At 54.9% G+C, this 17,159-nt stretch carries 16 protein-coding genes (1 of these 16 only partly in view); 14 read left to right on the forward strand and 2 right to left on the reverse strand.

The genetic code is table 11. The features are described from left to right. The first annotated feature begins 353 nt into the window (after nucleotides 1-353). Nucleotides 354-2,567, forward strand: coding sequence for a hypothetical protein (locus tag RGB73_RS03030; RefSeq protein ID WP_310769085.1), 2,214 nt, complete (start codon nucleotides 354-356; stop codon nucleotides 2,565-2,567). 7 nt (nucleotides 2,568-2,574) lie between these two features. Here RGB73_RS03030 and RGB73_RS03035 read toward each other — a convergent pair whose 3' ends face one another. Continuing rightward, nucleotides 2,575-4,503, reverse strand: coding sequence for an ABC-F family ATP-binding cassette domain-containing protein (locus RGB73_RS03035; RefSeq protein WP_310769087.1), 1,929 nt, complete (start codon nucleotides 4,501-4,503; stop codon nucleotides 2,575-2,577). A 103-nt stretch (nucleotides 4,504-4,606) separates the two neighbouring features. Between RGB73_RS03035 and RGB73_RS03040 the strand changes: the two genes are divergently transcribed. The 6 genes from RGB73_RS03040 to RGB73_RS03065 all read left to right on the forward strand — a co-directional run bounded on the left by RGB73_RS03040 (nucleotide 4,607) and on the right by RGB73_RS03065 (nucleotide 8,544). Further along, entirely contained in the window at nucleotides 4,607-5,185 is a 579-nt protein-coding gene (locus tag RGB73_RS03040; protein ID WP_310769089.1) for a 5-formyltetrahydrofolate cyclo-ligase, read from the forward strand. A gap of 98 nt (nucleotides 5,186-5,283) precedes the next feature. Next, complete coding sequence (locus tag RGB73_RS03045; RefSeq protein ID WP_310769090.1) at nucleotides 5,284-5,799, forward strand: MogA/MoaB family molybdenum cofactor biosynthesis protein; 516 nt, start codon at nucleotides 5,284-5,286, stop codon at nucleotides 5,797-5,799. Continuing rightward, nucleotides 5,793-6,794, forward strand: a complete 1,002-nt coding sequence (locus RGB73_RS03050) for a molybdopterin-binding protein (RefSeq protein ID WP_310769092.1) — start codon at nucleotides 5,793-5,795, stop codon at nucleotides 6,792-6,794. The genes RGB73_RS03045 and RGB73_RS03050 overlap by 7 nt, the downstream gene beginning before the upstream one ends. A gap of 41 nt (nucleotides 6,795-6,835) precedes the next feature. Further along, complete coding sequence (locus tag RGB73_RS03055) at nucleotides 6,836-7,195, forward strand: twin-arginine translocase TatA/TatE family subunit (protein WP_310769094.1); 360 nt, start codon at nucleotides 6,836-6,838, stop codon at nucleotides 7,193-7,195. A gap of 18 nt (nucleotides 7,196-7,213) precedes the next feature. Beyond that, on the forward strand, nucleotides 7,214-7,987 hold the full coding sequence (gene tatC, locus RGB73_RS03060; RefSeq protein WP_310769095.1) for a twin-arginine translocase subunit TatC: 774 nt from the start codon (nucleotides 7,214-7,216) through the stop codon (nucleotides 7,985-7,987). A 149-nt stretch (nucleotides 7,988-8,136) separates the two neighbouring features. Further along, on the forward strand, nucleotides 8,137-8,544 hold the full coding sequence (locus RGB73_RS03065; RefSeq protein WP_310774097.1) for a hypothetical protein: 408 nt from the start codon (nucleotides 8,137-8,139) through the stop codon (nucleotides 8,542-8,544). A 75-nt stretch (nucleotides 8,545-8,619) separates the two neighbouring features. Here the strand turns inward: RGB73_RS03065 and RGB73_RS03070 are convergent, their stop codons facing one another. Then, nucleotides 8,620-9,954 (reverse strand): CAP domain-containing protein, encoded by a 1,335-nt coding sequence (locus RGB73_RS03070; protein ID WP_310769097.1) that lies wholly within the window; start codon nucleotides 9,952-9,954, stop codon nucleotides 8,620-8,622. A 274-nt stretch (nucleotides 9,955-10,228) separates the two neighbouring features. Between RGB73_RS03070 and groES the strand changes: the two genes are divergently transcribed. The 7 genes from groES to RGB73_RS03105 all read left to right on the forward strand — a co-directional run. Then, complete coding sequence (gene groES, locus RGB73_RS03075) at nucleotides 10,229-10,513, forward strand: co-chaperone GroES (protein WP_310769100.1); 285 nt, start codon at nucleotides 10,229-10,231, stop codon at nucleotides 10,511-10,513. Nucleotides 10,514-10,568: 55 nt separating this feature from the next. Then, complete coding sequence (gene groL, locus RGB73_RS03080) at nucleotides 10,569-12,194, forward strand: chaperonin GroEL (RefSeq protein WP_310769102.1); 1,626 nt, start codon at nucleotides 10,569-10,571, stop codon at nucleotides 12,192-12,194. Between the two features lie 305 nt (nucleotides 12,195-12,499). After that, nucleotides 12,500-13,243, forward strand: a complete 744-nt coding sequence (locus tag RGB73_RS03085; RefSeq protein ID WP_310769104.1) for a metal-binding protein ZinT — start codon at nucleotides 12,500-12,502, stop codon at nucleotides 13,241-13,243. 192 nt (nucleotides 13,244-13,435) lie between these two features. Then, the gene (locus tag RGB73_RS03090) at nucleotides 13,436-14,743 is read left to right on the forward strand and encodes an ABC transporter substrate-binding protein (RefSeq protein WP_310769106.1); all 1,308 of its coding nucleotides are present in this window, start codon (nucleotides 13,436-13,438) and stop codon (nucleotides 14,741-14,743) included. Between the two features lie 87 nt (nucleotides 14,744-14,830). Further along, nucleotides 14,831-15,790 carry a carbohydrate ABC transporter permease gene (locus RGB73_RS03095; protein ID WP_310774099.1) on the forward strand — a complete coding sequence of 320 codons (960 nt, stop codon included), beginning with the start codon at nucleotides 14,831-14,833 and terminating at the stop codon, nucleotides 15,788-15,790. 15 nt (nucleotides 15,791-15,805) lie between these two features. Continuing rightward, nucleotides 15,806-16,627 carry a carbohydrate ABC transporter permease gene (locus RGB73_RS03100; RefSeq protein ID WP_310769109.1) on the forward strand — a complete coding sequence of 274 codons (822 nt, stop codon included), beginning with the start codon at nucleotides 15,806-15,808 and terminating at the stop codon, nucleotides 16,625-16,627. Next, nucleotides 16,627-17,159, forward strand: partial view of an HAD family hydrolase gene (locus RGB73_RS03105; protein WP_310769111.1) — the 5' portion only. Its footprint extends 250 nt past the window's final position; only the first 533 of its 783 coding nucleotides appear in the window; its start codon is at nucleotides 16,627-16,629; its stop codon lies off the right edge, out of view. Before RGB73_RS03100 ends, RGB73_RS03105 begins: the two co-directional genes overlap by 1 nt.

Here is a 17,159-nt window from a genome sequence, read left to right on the forward strand (position 1 = left end):
CAAAGAACATCCTCGCCTATGCCGGCTGGCCGCCGGGTGGACGGGGATGTTTTTTTGCACAGATAGGAATGTATTAAAATTCCTATCCAGTATAAGTGCAACCGCGGCTCCGCCAAAAGGCATGGCGTAGCCAGGCTTTCTAATTGCTGAATCAGCTCATCCTTGAACAGAGCGTGATAGAGGTTTTCTTACTCTTATCCACACCCCATGGATAACTTTTCGGATTGTTCCCACCCCCTCCTGTGAATACTGGTGATAACACAAAAAATGACCGGGAAAATCACCCTCGGGTTGTGGATTCTTTTGTGGAATTTGTGGATAAGAGCGGTGCGGTTATCAACAGGAGGTCAGTGGTGAGAAAGTGGATCACACTCGTCATTTTGTCATTTCTGATTGGGTGGGCAAGTGCGTCCAACGGAGCATCTGCGGCACAAAAGGAAGCCCCGCAAGTCATCGTTTTGTTTGTGGAAGGGATGTCATTTTTCGATCTGGAACAGCTTCGCGGGGAGCCTCATGTGGATATGTGGATGCAGAAGGCTGGCATGGCAGCCATGTCGATCCGCACGCCGGGCGCAAGAAATGCCGCAAACAGCTACCTGCTCATGGGAGGCGGAAGCCAGGCACTCTATACCGAGCGGAGCGGGACGGCCTACCACCCGTGGGAACGCGTGACAGAACGCGAGACAGCGGGGGAAAGAGCGCTGGAGCTGGGGGCCGCCATTGAGGAGGATCTGGCGCGTTCTTCTCTCGTTTTTCCCGGTATTTTCCGGCTGCTTGCCGACAATCAGAACAAACCGTTCACGCCGAGAATCGGATTGCTCGGTACGACTCTGGCCGCTCATCGAATACCCGTCGCGGTCTACGGAAACGGAGATTACGCCGACACCCGTCAACGCCATAGTGCTCTGTTTGCCATGGACGAGAAGGGAAGGGTGCCTGCCGGAGATGTGTCCCCGGCTACCGTGATTACTCGGAGGGGAGCACCCTACGGCATACAGACGAACTACGATTATTTGCTGAAGCAAGTCAGCGAGGAAAGGAGTGCAGGCTTGATCACCGTACAGCTGTCTGATCTGTCGCGGCTGTACCAGTTGTCCGATCAGATGCACGAGGGCCAGTTCGACCGACAGTACAGACGGGTGCTGGGCGAGCTCGGAGGATTTGTGGACCGGCTGCTTCAGATGCGCAGGGACAATCAGATGGTGCTGCTGCTCTCCCCGGCGGTCAATCCGAATGCGGCCAAGGAAAAAGCGCTGCTCACCCCACTGCTCGTGTGGAAGAAAGGCAGCTCGGGCCTGCTCACCTCCGCGACGACGCGGCAATCCGGCCTGGTCAGCGGCCTGGACATTTTGCCGACGATTCTCACGTGGCTGGACGTTCCCGTTCCCAAGGGATTGGCGGGCCATCCGCTGCGAATCGATTCCGGGCAAAACGAAGGACATCTCATGGAGCACATCAAGCAGATTCACCATACGTACGCTACCCGCCCATCGGTTTTGTACTCGTATGTCATGCTGCAGATTATCACACTGGCATGCGCGGCGCTCGTATGGGTGATCGGCAAAAGGTCAAAAGGAACTGCCGGTCTTGAACGCCTGCGACGAGGGGTGAGGCTGGCCTTGCTCGCGATGTTTTGCTTCCCGGCTCTCTTGCTTCTGGAGGGAGCGGTCGGGTGGAGAGCTTCCGGGCCGGTTGTGCTTGGTTCCCTGATCGTCGTGGCCTTGCTTGCCGCCTTTCTGCTGGAGCACCGCCCGCTGCCGCAGACGACGGCTATTGTCTGCGGTGTGACCGTCGCGGGTCTCCTTGTGGACGGCTGGACAGGAGCGAACCTGATGCGAAGCTCGTATCTGGGCTACGATCCGGTGATCGGAGCGCGTTTTTACGGACTGGGCAACGAGTACGAAGGCGTGTTGATCGGCAGCGCGGTCATGCTGTCCGCGTCGCTGTACCAGCTCATTCGTACCCGTGTGCGAACTTGCTTGGCTGCCGCCATCTTCGCGGCAGTGCTGTACTACATGGTGGCGCCGGGTCTAGGCACGGATGCGGGCGGCTTTCTTGCCGGACTCGTCGGTTTCTTCGTCGCATTTGCCCGTTTGCAGGGGTGGGTGATCGGAAAAAAAGGCCTCCTGCTTTTGACAGGTGGCCTCATAAGTGGGATTGCTGTACTTGTCGCAGCCAGCTTGCTCTCTGACCAGCCGCCGACGCACATCGGCCGAGTCGCCCAGCAAATTGTCGGGGGGCAATGGGACGAGGTCGGACGGATGGTCGAGCGCAAGATTGCGATGAACGTGCGGCTGATACGCGTCTCCATCTGGAGCAAGGTTTTTGTCGTCTCGCTCATCGTGCTTGGCATGCTGGCTTTGTGGAACGATCGGTTCCTGCGCCATCTGGGAGCGGACACGCCTTATTTGGTGAAAGGCTTTCCCGGGGTCATTGCCGGTTCGCTGGCCGGTCTTGCGCTCAATGACTCGGGAATCGTTACCGCTGCGACATGCATCATCTTTCTCGTCGTCCCGGCCCTGTACGCAGCTTTGGGAGAAACGGCAGACGAAAGGTGGGCGACGTGACACAACCCTATTCTTCGGAGAGACTGCTCCATTCATCGTAAAGCTGCTCCAGTTCCTCCCGGGCCGCCTGAATCAGATCGTTCCGTTCCTTCGCCTGGACATGGTCGCTGTAGATTTCCGGGAGGCACAGCTCTTCTTCCCAGCGGACGATATCCGCTTCCCGCTTTTGGATCGTCGCTTCGATTTCTTCCAGGCGTCGCATGCGCTGGCGCTCGCGGCGCTTGGCTTCCTTGTCCAGCTCGTACGAAGTCTTTTCCGGCTGTGCAGCGGTTCCTTGCTTTTTGGCCGGCGCTGCGGCCTGCTCGGCTGCGAGCTCGGCCAGTTCCTGCTTCTTCTCTACGTAGTAATCGTAGTTGCCCAGGTAGTTCGTGACCCCGTCAGGAGACAGCTCCAGGACGCGGCTGGCGATTTTGTTCAGGAAGTACCGGTCGTGGGACACGAACAGGATCGTGCCGGGGTAATCGTAAAGCGCGTTCTCCAGCACTTCCTTGCTGTAGATGTCCAGGTGGTTGGTCGGCTCGTCGAAAATCAGGAAATTCGCCTGCTTGAGCATCAGTTTGGCAAGTGATACGCGGGCGCGCTCTCCGCCGGACAGATCGGAGATGCGCTTTTGCACGTCATCTCCGCTGAAAAGGAAATTGCCGAGCAGTGTGCGTACATCTTTCTCCAGCATCTGCGGGTATTCGTCCCAAATTTCGCCAAGCACCGTGTTCGCCAGATTGAGGTTGCGATGCTCCTGGTCGTAGTAGCCGATCGTCACGTTGCTGCCGAACTGAACCTCTCCCTTGAGAGCGGAGAGCTCGCCCACAATGGTTTTGAGCAGGGTGGATTTGCCGATTCCGTTTGGTCCGACCAGTGCGACCCTCTCTTCGCGCTCGAGCTCGAAGGTCAGCCCCCGAGAGAGCACGGCGTCCGGATAGCCGATCGCCAGGTTTGCCGCTTTCATGACGATGTTGCCGCTCATTTTGGAGACATCGAACGAGAAGTGGACGGACTTGTTCTGCATGATCGGCTTTTCCAGCCGGTCCATTTTTTCCAACGTCTTGCGGCGGCTTTGCGCCCGTTTGGTCGTCGTGGCACGGGCGATGTTGCGCGCAATAAAATCCTCGAGCTTGGCGATTTCCTCCTGCTGCTTTTCAAACCGCTTGAGATCCTGCTCCAATCTGGCGGCCTTCTGGTCGAGAAAGCGGCTGTAGTTGCCGACGTACCGGGTGGCCCGAGTCCGCTCGATCTCGTAGACGATCGTCACCAGCTTGTCGAGGAAGTAGCGGTCATGGGAGACGACGAGAATCGCGCCCTGGTAGTTCTGCAAGTACATCTCCAGCCAGGTGAGGGTCTCGATGTCCAGGTAGTTGGTCGGCTCGTCCAAGAGCAGGATGGTTGGCGACTGCAGCAGCAGCTTCGCCAGAGCCAGGCGCGTTTTTTGCCCGCCGCTCAACGTGCGGATCAGCGTATTGTAATCCATGTCGGCAAAGCGAAGGCCGTGCAGGACGCCGCGGATGGCCCCTTCGTAGCTGTACCCGCCTTTTTCCTTGAACGCCTCGGAACGGCGGGAATAATTCTCCAGAATTTGCTGGTAGCGCTTCTCGTCGGCGATGACATCCGGGTCGCCCATCTTGGCCTCGAGCTCGCGCAGCTCCTTTTCCTCCTGCTGCAAATGGGTGAAGACGCTCAGCATTTCATCCCAGATGCTGCGCTCTGATTCGAGCCCGCTGTTCTGTGCCAGATAGCCGAGCGTGACATCTTTGGGGATGCGGATCGTCCCGGCGTCATAGCTCAGTTCCCCCGCGAGTATCTTCATCAAGGTCGACTTGCCTGCACCGTTGACGCCGACCAGACCGACTCTTTCTCCCGTTTGTATTTGCAGCGAAATGTCCTGTAAAATGGTCTCGATGCCGTACGTTTTTTCTATATGTTCAGCTTGCAGCAATATCATCAGATTCACCTCATTATCTATTACTGTCAGTGTAGCGTAGAGACAGCATCAGGGACAAGCCTTGGGGCATGTTACCTGTCGCAGGGAGAGGATGGACGTGCAGATGGATGCGAAAGCGGTGAAAAGTCAGCTCCGTTCCCGTATCATGGAAGCCCGCAAGGCCATGCCGGCAGAGCAGCGCAAAGAGTACTCCGCCGCGGTTTGCCAAAAGCTTTTGCAGTGCGATCGGCTGGCCGAGGCGAGAGCGATTATGGCGTTTCATCCGTTCGACACGGAGCTGGATATTTGGCCGTTCGTGGAAGCGGCAAAAGTGCGGGGGCAGGAAATCTGGCTGCCGCGCACGGTGCCATCCGAGAAGCGCCTGATTCCTTACCGATACAGCGGGCCGGAAATGCTGAGGCAAGGCGTGTACGGCATCTGGGAGCCGGATCCTGTGCTCGCCGAGGAGGCGGATTTGACACGGCTCGATGCGGTCGTGGTCCCGGGAGTGGCTTTTGACGCGCGCGGCGGGCGGATGGGCTACGGGGGAGGCTACTACGACAGGTTTCTGGCTGCCTTGGCCGTTCGCCCCTACTTGGTTGGCGTCGCGTTTTCCATGCAGGTGGTGGAGCAAGTTCCGCGCGAGCCTCACGATATTAAGCTGGATGGGCTTGTCACGGAAAGGGGTTTCTTCCAAAGGTGAATGTTTTGTGTCAGGAGCTTTCTTTTCCGGAGGCACTATCTACACCAAGCCCAAAAAAGTGTACAATACAATCGAGTGAAAAAACGGAGGAATGAGCTGTGGGCAATTGGAAGGTAGGCGTAATTTCGGCAAGTGATTCCATCGCCAGAGGTGAGCGGGTCGATGACCGCATCCCGATCATTCGGCAACTGACTACAGAATGGCTGCATGCCGATGTGGCTGTCTATCGCAAGGTCGCCGACGACATGGAAGATTTGAAAGAACACATGATTGAGCTCGTGGATCGGGAAAAGTGCGATCTTTTGATTGTCACTGGAGGTACAGGCCTCAGCCCGCGGGACGTGACACCGGAAGTGACCGCATGGGTCATCGACCGGCCGGTTCCCGGTCTGGCCGAAGAGATGCGCCGCGCCGGATTGCAGCAGTCTCGCCGCGCCATGCTGACGAGAGCGGTAGCGGGGACGAGGGGCAACTCTCTCATCATCAACCTGCCGGGCAATCCGAAAGGCGTAGAGATTTGTTTCAACGCGATTGGAGATATGCTTTCCGACGCCTTGCACATTTTGCAGGGAACGGGAAAGGCCAGTGAGGATTGGGGCGGATTGGGATGGTAGAAAAACCGAAGATGCGGGAGGTGCCGGTGCGCGATGCGATCGGCATGATGCTTCCTCACGACATGACGCAGATCTTGCCCGGCGAGTTTAAGGGCCGCCTGTTCAAAAAAGGCCATGTCGTGACGGAAGCGGACATCGAGCCGCTTCTGTCGATCGGAAAAGAACACATCTATGTGCTGGAAATGCCGGAAGGGTTCATTCATGAAGAGGAAGCAGGTCTGCGAATCGCCAAGGCCGTGTCGGGCCAGGGGCTGACCTTGACTGAGCCGTACGAAGGCAAGGTGTCCATGAAGGCATCGCGGACGGGTCTTGCGAAGATCAACGAGGCGGCTGTCCACGCGCTCAACGAGCTGGAAGGCATCGCGCTGTCCACCATCTTTGGCGATCAGGTGGTCCATCCGGGACACACCCTGGCCGCGACTCGGATCATACCGTTGATTATGGAAGAAAAGCGGATTATCCAGCTCGAGCAGTTGGCCAAGCAGTATGCCGAGCCGATTGTGCAAGTGAAGCCGTTCCTGGAAAAGAAGGTCGGGCTTGTCACCACGGGCGGAGAAGTTTATTCCGGTCGCATTGCAGACAAATTCGGCCCTGTCATCCGCGCCAAGGTGGAGGCTCTCGGTTCGGAAGTGGTGGAGCAGCGCTTTGCCCCAGATGACAAGGAAGCGATTGAGAGAGAGATCAACGCCTTTCTCGAGCAAGGCGTCGATCTGATTTTGGCCACGGGCGGCATGTCTGTCGATCCGGATGACCGTACGCCTGGCGCGATTGCGGGAGTAGGCGCCGATGTCGTCCGATACGGCACGCCGATGCTGCCGGGCTCGATGCTGCTCGTTGCGTACAAGGGCGACATCCCGATTCTCGGTTTGCCCGGCGCCGTGATGCACGAGAAGTTTACTTCGTTTGACGTGATTTTGCCGCGGATTTTGGCGGGAGAACGCATCGAGGCGGCTGACATGACACGGCTGGGATATGGTGGTTTACGAAAGGGCTAGATGGTTAGACTGAAAATGAACAGGGAAAAGGAGTGAACGCGATGAGTAGCATTGGAATTCCTGGACTGATTTTGATTTTGATTTTGGCACTGGTATTATTCGGACCGAAAAAACTTCCGGAGCTGGGACGCGCGGTAGGGCACACCTTGCGAGAATTCAAAAACGCGACCCGCAGCCTGACCAGCGACGACGACGATGACGAGGAAGCGAAGCGCAAGGAACAAGCCAAGGATGCGGCTCCGGCTAAAGCAGCGGTCATTACGGAGAAGGATGCGTTTGACCGGGAGAAGATCGAGCGTGAAATCCGCGAGCGCCTGGAGCGCGAGCGAATCGAGAAAGAGATTCGCGAAAAGATGGAGCTGGAGCGTTCTCAAAAAGAACGGGAACAGCAACAAGCCTAGTTGGGCAAGGTGGTTGCCATGAAGGATCAGGAAATGACAGTGGTGGAGCACCTCACAGAGCTGCGTACGCGGATTTTGTGGGTGCTGGCCGTTTTCATTGTCGCTTTGATTGCCGGCTTCTTTTTGGCTGGCCCCCTCATTGAATATTTGAAGCAAGAGCCGATCGCGGACGGCGTGCCGATCATTTCCCTGCACCCGTCCGATGCGCTCCGCGTGTACATGCAGTTTGCGTTTCTGATCGGCGCCGTGGTCACCCTGCCGGTGGCGCTGTACCATTTGTGGCGTTTCGTCTCGCCTGGCCTCAACATCAACGAGCGGCGCGGCTCGCTTTACTTCATCCCGGCGGCGTGCTTTCTGTTCATCGTAGGGATCTTGTTCGGGTACTACGTGGTCTTTCCGATGATCATGCAGTTCATGACCAATATGACGGCGACCATCGGGGCCGATCCGAATTACGGGATTGCGGAGTACTTCGGGTTTTTGTTCAACATGGTGATCCCGTTCGGAGTGCTGTTTCAGCTCCCGATCATCGTGATGTTTCTGACCCGGATCCGCATTCTCAATCCGATGAGGCTGGCGAAAGTCCGCCGCTTCGCTTACTTCGGTCTGGCAGTCGTGGGGATTACTTTGACGCCCCCGGAAATTGTCAGCGACATCTTGGTCACCATTCCGCTTTTGCTCCTCTACGAGCTGAGCATCTGGCTGTCGCGGATCGTTTACCGCAAGCAGCTTCGGGAAGAAGCGGAGTGGGAAAAAGAATACGCCTACGAAACGGACGAGGCCGTGCGTTAGGGTGGACAAACGAAAGTCTCCTGTCATTTCGACAGGGGACTTTTTTGCTTTCCGCTTTGGCAAACCGCTCGCAGCGAATGATGTTTCTTATTTCGGAAGGAAGTGGGCAATACTAGTACGGTTAAAAATGGAGGTGGTCATCTGTGTGGATGATTCTGAGCCTGGCGTTGTTCTTTTCCGGCGGAGGCGCGGCAGTGGCGGCGGAGCAGGTGGAGCTGTTTGATTCGGACGCGCAAAAGGTGGTGGCGACGTTTCAAAATACGGAAGAGCTGCAAGCGGAAGCGCAGCGCCTGCTGAGCAGCGTGAGCGGGCGTGTCCTGGAGCTCAATCCCTCGCTCGACCACGTGATGATCGTGAAAATTCCGTTGGCTCCCCCAAAGCGTTTGGCGTTGCGCTCGGCCGGCATCGAAACGGACATCGCGGAAATGTTTGTGGTCATGCCCAAGAAAGGCAAACGGCCGCCGTGGATGATTTTGCACACGAAAGAGTACGAGACGGTGGTCGTCGAGTTTTCAGGGGGCGTCGAAAAGCTGCGGGCGCAGGTCCAGCTTCCGTGAGTCATGAGCTTGTCCAGACAGATCGGACGGATCCATCTCGAAGGGCGTCTTCAGCCGGCTGCGCCCGCTGTGCATCTATTGTGCGGGAGTGAGAAAGGTCTGTGTATAGTAATCGGTGACGACCCCCGCTCCTAGCTGCGTGAAGCCTTTCTCCAGCACGTTTTTCCGGTGGCCGGGGCTGTTCATCCAGCTTTCGTGCGCTTCGATGGCGTCCGGGTAGCCGGCCGCAATGTTCTCCCCCGCCATGCGATACGAGATGCCTGCCTCCTTCAAACGGTCGAACGGATCGAAGCCCGTCGTGGCGGAGACGTGGTCAAAAAAGTCGTTGCTTTCCATGTCGAGGCTGTGCTTGCGGGCTACCTGGGCAGCCATCTCGTTCCATTGCAGCGGGAGTAGGTGGTTGCGGTAGCGCGTGACGTTCACCAGGTCGAGGATTTGGCGTTCATAGGCGGCGTTGACCAGTTCCCGATCCTTCACGCTGAGGGCGGGCGGGTCGAAGTCGGGAGCTTGTCCCTGGTACGTCCACTTCGTCTCGTAGAAGCTGCCGCGCAACAGCATCTGGGTGTCGATCAGCCGCAGCGCCGTCACCTTGTCGTTGCTTTGCTTGTCCAAATAGTAGATGGCGGCGATTCCGTTTTCCATGACCAGGGGGCGCTGCTGCTTTTGGTTGGTGATCTGTACGTTTGCGCCCATGTACGAGAACGAGACGACGTTTTGCAGCGGATGCTGGCGCTCCAGAGCCTGAAGGGAGGTGCCGACGCCGATGCTGCCCAGCTTCGCTTCCGGAGCGAGCGAGTAAATATCCACGACTTTTCCGTCGGCGATGCCTATCTGTACGTAACGGGCGGGATCGCTGTTGTAGACCCACCATTGGTAGCCGAGGGCGCTAGGCTCTTTGCGAGCGGGCGAGCCCAGTCGTTTGGTCACCTCCGAGGTGTTCATGCCGAGGGCGATGCCGAAAAGCGCGTTCGGCTGCTCCTCTGCCTTGGCAGCGGATCCGGTCAGTCCAGCAGGTGAAGCCGCGGAAGAGCCTGTGTTCGTTGACGGAGCAGAGCCGGGAGCAGTGGCGGTCGCTCCCCCCTTTGGCGTCTGTTTCGTCAGAGCGGCAGGGGGCTGCCCCACCCAGGCGGAATGAGTGGCGCCATCCCATCCTGTCGGTTTGTTCAATTGCTGCCCGATCATGGACAGCGGTACATAGAGCGTTCCTTTGTATTCGAGAGCGGCGGGCAAATCCGGAGAGTCGCTTTGGGTGGCAAGCGGCTTTTTGCTGGAGACGACTTCCCGGCCGTCCCAGAAGATGGTGGCAGGGTAAAGATTCGCCCGAATAAAGGATGCGTGATCGGCTGTGAAGAAACGGATGATGCCTGCGATCGCGAGGACGGACAAAGTGATGGGCAGCCATTTTCGCATGTGCAGTTCCCTCCTTGAGACAGCTTGTCTGATACTCTATCTGATTTATATGAGGGACGATCTCTGATAGAACACCTTTTGCTAGACGATAGAAGAAAGGAACGGGATGAGCGGGCGGCACAGGGGTGGACTTGATATGGAAAAAAGTGAGGGAAACTACTTGCAAAGTAGATAGTGATTCATTATTATAGGAATTGGGTGTTAGCACTCATTCCGATCGAGTGCTAACAACAGCAAATTTGTTTACCTACATTTCTTGAGGAGGGTGTTTTTAGTGCTTAAGCCATTGGGTGACCGTGTGGTAATCGAACCTATCTCCAAAGACGAAACGACTGCGAGCGGTATCGTTTTGCCTGATACTGCAAAGGAAAAACCGCAAGAAGGCCGTGTAATCGCAGTAGGTTCCGGTCGTGTTGCTGACAACGGCGAGCGCATCGCGTTGGAAGTAAAAGAAGGCGATAAAGTGATCTTCTCCAAATACGCTGGTACAGAAGTTAAGGTAGACAATAAGGAATACCTCGTGCTGCGCGAATCCGATATCCTCGCGATTATCGGCTAAGGCTCTTGACATAGGATTTTGAACGAACCAACACATAACAGGAGGTAGAGATACGATGGCAAAACAAGTGAAATTCTCTGAAGACGCTCGCCGCTCGATGCTCCGCGGTGTGGAAACTTTGGCAAATGCGGTGAAAGTGACGCTCGGTCCAAAAGGACGCAACGTAGTACTCGAGAAGAAATTCGGTTCTCCGCTCATCACCAATGACGGTGTGACGATCGCGAAAGAAATCGAACTGGAAGACGCTTATGAAAACATGGGCGCTCAACTGGTGAAAGAAGTTGCTACCAAAACCAACGACATCGCTGGTGACGGTACGACGACTGCAACCGTTCTGGCAGCTGCGATGATCCGTGAAGGTCTGAAAAACGTAACAGCAGGCGCGAACCCGATGGTAATCCGTCGCGGTATGGAAAAAGCTGTTCGTGCAGCTGTAGAAGAAATCAAATCCATCGCGAAACCGGTTGAAAACAAATCTTCCATCGCGCAAGTAGCGGCTATTTCCGCTGACGACCTGGAAGTGGGCAACCTGATCGCAGAAGCAATGGAAAAAGTGGGCAAAGACGGCGTTATCACCGTGGAAGAGTCCAAAGGCTTCGTAACCGAGCTGGAAGTAGTAGAAGGTATGCAATTCGACCGCGGCTACGCTTCCCCTTACATGATTACCGACACTGACAAGATGGAAGCGGTTCTGAACAACCCTTACATCCTGATCACCGATAAGAAAATCTCCAACATCCAAGAAGTTCTGCCTGTACTGGAGCAAGTGGTACAAAGCGGCAAGCCTCTCCTGATCATCGCGGAAGATGTAGAAGGCGAAGCGCTGGCTACTCTCGTAGTGAACAAACTGCGTGGTACCTTCACTGCAGTAGCAGTAAAAGCTCCTGGCTTCGGCGATCGCCGCAAAGCGATGCTGCAAGACATCGCTGCTCTGACTGGTGGCGAAGTGATCACAGAAGAACTGGGTCTGGATCTGAAATCCACCAAGCTGGAACAACTGGGCCGCGCTGGCAAAATCGTGGTTACCAAAGAAAACACCACCGTCGTGGAAGGTGCTGGCGACAAGGCTACCATCGAAAGCCGCGTTGCTCAAATCCGTCAACAAATCGAAGACACCACTTCCGATTTCGATCGCGAAAAACTGCAAGAGCGTCTGGCTAAACTGGCTGGCGGCGTAGCAGTGATCAAAGTCGGTGCCGCTACCGAAACCGAACTGAAAGAGAAAAAGCTCCGCATCGAGGACGCTCTGAACTCCACTCGCGCTGCAGTGGAAGAAGGTATCGTTCCTGGCGGTGGTACTACTCTCATCAACGCAATCAAAGCGGTTGAAGCTGTCAAAGCTGAAGGCGAAGAGGCAGTCGGTGTGCAAATCGTACTCCGCTCCCTGGAAGAGCCGGTTCGTCAAATCGCTGCGAACGCAGGCCTCGAAGGTTCTGTAATCGTAGAGCGCCTGAAAAAAGAAGCGGTAGGCATCGGCTTCAACGCTGCTACCGAAGAGTATGTAAACATGCTGGAAGCCGGTATCGTAGACGCTGCGAAAGTAACTCGCTCCGCTCTGTCCAACGCTGCATCCGTAGCAGCTATGTTCCTGACTACCGAAGCGGTTATCGCAGACAAACCGGAAGAAAACAAAGCTCCTATGGGCATGCCTGACATGGGCGGCATGGGCGGCATGATGTAAGAAAAACGCTACCCCCTCGATATACGAAGGGTAAAGCGTCTCAGAAGAAGGTCTTTCATCCATTCATCGGAATGGCTGAGAGGCCTTCTTTTCTTATTTTCTCGCAAGGTGTCCGTTTCCATTAATCAACGCAAACGCGAAAGCTTCTTTACGCTTTGCGCTTTTTTGTGTTTCGTGAGAGTAGAAAATGGTTGAGGCGAGTTCACCATCCATAAATGGCGCATTTTCCCTTGACACTTGCCCCGGTACCTGTATATTCTTAAATCGTAATAATTACGATTTAGAAACGGAGTGATTGCAAAACAATGAAAAGTTCATTTGCGAAAGGGGTACGCATATGCACGATTGGTTCCCTGTTGGTACTCGGGGGTTGTCAGACTCCATATTCGCCCGAAGGAGAATCCGCTGCTAATGAAATACGATCATCCGCATCGCCTGCAACAGACTCTTCCCACACGCATGAGCAGAATGGACACGATCACGACCATAGCCACGCGCACGATGCAGAAACGAAGAAAATATATGACGGCTATTTTGAAGACAGCCAAGTGAAGGATCGTTCGCTCTCCGATTGGGAGGGAGACTGGCAATCCGTCTATCCCTATTTGCAAGACGGTACGCTTGACGAGGTGTTTGCTTATAAAGCGAAACAGAAAGGCGACAAGACAGCTGATGAATATAAGAAGTACTATCGCGAAGGGTATGAAACGGATGTGGAGCGTATCGTAATTGAGGGGAGTACGGTAACGTTCTACAAAAAGGGAGAAAAAAATTCGGGCGAGTATGTCTATGACGGACGCGAAATTCTTACCTACGAAGCGGGAAATAGGGGAGTCAGGTACATATTTAGACGGGCAAAAGAAGCGGAAAGGCTTCCGGCGTATATTCAATTCAGTGATCATAATATCTATCCCCATAAAGCGGATCACTACCACCTGTATTGGGGAGACGACCGCAAGGCATTATTGGGGGAAGTCAAGCATTGGCCTACCTACTACCCGGCAAAAATGGACGGACATGATATTGCCCATGAGATGATGGCGCATTAGAATTTCCTTTTCATCGCATGTAGAAATGCGGCCCGCCTTTTTTCGCGCACAGAGGGGCAGACAGACGTCTGTCTCACTTTTTTTATATTTTATCAGAAAATTTTATCATTTTTCGGAGATTTATTTCTGAAATCAGATTTGGTTTATAAAATATTACTACACACATCCACTATCTTACGGGGGGGATTGGATATGAGACGTGTAGGGATCTGGCTGATAGCGGTCGCGCTTCTGTCGGTATTGGCGGCATGCAGCGGCTCGCCTTCTTCTGCACCGGGTGGGTCAACTGCAGGGACGGCGCAGACGCCATCGGCAGAGCCGGCAAAAGGGGAGACGGTCGAGCTGGTGATGTACAGCTGGCGTCCTGAGGACAAAGAGGCGTATGCAAAGTTTATCGCCGCGTTTGAACAATTGCATCCCAACATCAAGGTAAGCTTCAAGCCGTTCAAATCCACGGAATACAATACCATTCTGAGCAATTCCTTGACAGCCGGCTCAGGGGTGGATATCGTCCAGCTCCGTCCATACTCTGGCACGACATCGATTGCTGATGCGGGTTATTTGCTGCCGCTTGACGACGTAAAGGGAGTGCAGGACATTCCGAAAGCCTACCTGGATGCGGCCCGCGGCAGCGATCAAAAGGTATACGGTGTGCCGCTTTCCATCAACTCGGCCGTCATTTTCTACAATCCCAAACTGTTTGCGGACAATGGCCTGCAGCCGCCTCGGACGTGGGATGAGCTGCTGCAAGTCTGCAAGGCTCTCCAAGCCAAAGGGATCGTCCCCATCGCACAGGCCGGAAAAGCAGCCTATCTGCTTTCCATCACTCATAGCGTCATCGGAACGAGTGCGTACGGCGGAAATGAGTACGTAGAGAAGCTTCTTTCCGGGGAAGCCACCCTGACGGATGCCTTCTTCAAGGAATCGATCAGACGGATGCAGGAACTGGCCCCGTTTTTCCCGCCCGATTTTATCGCCATCGATGACAAGGATGCCCAGGTGCTCTTCTCTACCGGCAAAGCAGCCATGTACATCAACGGAAGCTACCGCTTGGAAACGTTCGAGAAGCAAAACCCCGACCTGCCGATTGACATTTTGCCTGGCCTGGCGAAGGAGCAGGGGGGAGACACGCCGATCATCAATTGGGTCGATGGAGCCTACGGCATTGCGAAGGCGACCAAGCATCCGGATGAAGCCAAGGCCTTCATGGAGTTCCTCGCTTCCAGGGAGTTCGGCCAGATGTTCAGCGACGATTTGAGTAGATTGAGTGCGATAACCGGTGTGACACCGAAGCATCCGCTGGTGCAAAAAGTGGCGCAGCTGAGCGACAAGAGTATGGTGCCTTTCCTGATGCTTGTTCATTTTGGCGAAGGAACCCCCACCACCAAAACGACCTTTGAAGATTCGCTGCAAGGGATGTACATCGGGAAGCTGACCGTAGACAAAGTAGCGGAGGATACGCAGGCGTCCGCGGGCAAGTGGTTCAAGCCAAAGAAGTAGTCGATAGCCGTACCTGAAGGGAAGATAGCGGTACAGTCAGGCGCAGGCTTGGCTGTACCGATTTGGAGGGGAGTGAGGCTCTTGGGCATGCCTGTGATGGAAAAATCGTCGGAAGTGCAGCGAAAGACTTCCGGATCACGGCGGGGCAGCTGGAAGAAGCATCTCGTGCATTTGTTTTTGCTGCCAGCGCTTCTCTTTTACGTCTGGTTTCAGGTTTATCCGATCTTCTCCGCCTTTCTCAACAGCTTCTTTTCCTGGGATGGTCTGCGCCGCAGCTCGTTTATCGGTTTGGAAAACTTCGTTCGCCTGTTTACCGAATCTCCCTATAAGGAGTTTTTCTTCCGCGGGCTCGGACACAATGTCATCTTTTTCATCGGGATCGTGCTCTCGAAGCTGGTTGTCGCTTTTATTCTTGCGTTGTTCATCAACAGTAAAATTCGCGGAAAAGAGTTTTTTAAAATGGTGATCTTCATGCCAAAGCTGCTGTCGGTGATCGTCGTCGGCTTTTTGTTCAGCCTGATTTTGAATCCGACGTACGGCGCTCTAAATACCTTTCTCAAGTTCATCGGTCTGGAGGAGTGGGCGAGACCGTGGCTCGGCAGCCCGGATACGGCACTCTACACAGTCATTTTGGTCAACAGCTGGTACGGCCTTGGATTCGCCGTGCTCATTTTTCTGGCGGGCTTGCAAGCGATCCCTGCCGAGATTTACGACGCCGCCAAGATTGATGGCGCATCCGGCCTGACCATGCTATGGAGAATGACGGTCCCGCTGGCAATGCCTTCGATTATGGTGATGACGATTTTGAGTTTTATCGGTGCCTTCGAGACATTCGAGCTGATTTTTGCCATGCAGGGCTCACAGGCAGGGCCTTACTATTCAACGGATGTGCTGGCGACCTACTTTTACCGGCTGGCATTCGGTACGGTTGCGGGAGGGGAATCGATCGGGCTCGGATCGGCATTGGCGGTCGTACTCTTTCTGATGATTTCGAGCGCGACGGCGATTTTGCTCTTTTTCTTCCGGCGCAAGGAGTACGAACAGTAGAAAGGGGAATGTGACGTGTCGCTGCGGATCGGACTCTACGCCAAGTACCTGGTTCTGCTGCTATTTTCGTTTTTGGCTCTGTACCCTATCTTTCTCATGATCATCTCCTCGTTCAAGAGCAATATGGAAATCCTCACTTCTCCTCTGGGGCTGCCGCATTCGCTTGCTGGCGCGAACTACGCGGAAGTGTGGGAGCGTGTGAACTTTGGCGCCTATGTGTGGAACAGCGTCTACGTGAGCGCCCTGTCGGTGTTTTTCATCCTGTTTCTCTCGTCTTTGGCGGCATTTTACTTGTCGCGCTATCCGTTTCGCTGGAATCCGTATGTGCTGTTTTTCTTCATGCTGGGACTAATGCTCCCGATGAAGCTGGCGATTCTGCCGCTGCACATGATCATGCTGGATCTGCATTTGCTGGATACACTGACGTCCTTAGTCATTTTGTATGTGGCGGGGGGAATCCCGTTCGGTGTTTTTGTGTTTTACGGCTTTTTCAAAACGCTACCGACCGAGCTAGATCAATCGGCGAGGCTGGATGGCTGCAACGGGTTTCAGGTGTATTATAAGATCATCCTGCCGTTGATGAAGCCGGCTCTCGCTACGGTGGGAATCGTTCACTTGATCGGGGTTTGGAACGACTTTTTTTACCCGCTCATTTTTCTGAAAAGCGAAGAGCTGAGCACGATCCCGCTTGGGGTGCTGACGCTGTTCGGCGAGTATGATACCGAGTGGAATCTGCTGTTCGCGAGCCTGACGATCTCGTCACTGCCGATGATTATCGCGTTTTTGTTCGCATCGAAACAATTTATCGAAGGATTGACCTCGGGGGCGATTAAATAATGAGCAAGCGCTGGGTTACGTTCGATTTGGATGGGACACTCATGCAAAATCCTTTTGGAGCTTGGGTATTTCCGGAGATTGCGGAAGCCGTCCAGGGGAAGCTGGGCAGGGCACACGACATCGTAGCTGAAATGGTGGAGGAGCACGAAGCACGCATGAGGCAGGGCCGCTTTGTGGAAGCCTATGATTGGGACGAGATATTGAACGGACGGCTGCGCTCTCTGGGAATCGACGAAGCGATGGAGATCGAGCCACTGGTGCGAAAGCATTCCGTGCCGCCGAAAATCGGGCTTTTGGAGAGCGGGATTCGGGAGGCTCTCTTGGAAGTAAAGGCCGGCGGTTTTTCGCTTGCCGCTGTCACAAACGGTTTTTACAAGTTTCAGGCACCGGTCATGGAAGCGTTGGGGCTGCTGGAGCTGTTCGACGAAGTCGTGACGCCGGAGCGGGCCGGAGCAGGGAAGCCCGACCCCGCCATTCTCCGGCCGCTTGACGGAAGGATCATCGCTCATGTGGGGGACCGCCTTGATCACGA

It is taken from the genome of Brevibacillus brevis, from assembly GCF_031583145.1.
Classification (GTDB): Bacteria; Bacillota; Bacilli; order Brevibacillales; family Brevibacillaceae; genus Brevibacillus; species Brevibacillus brevis_E.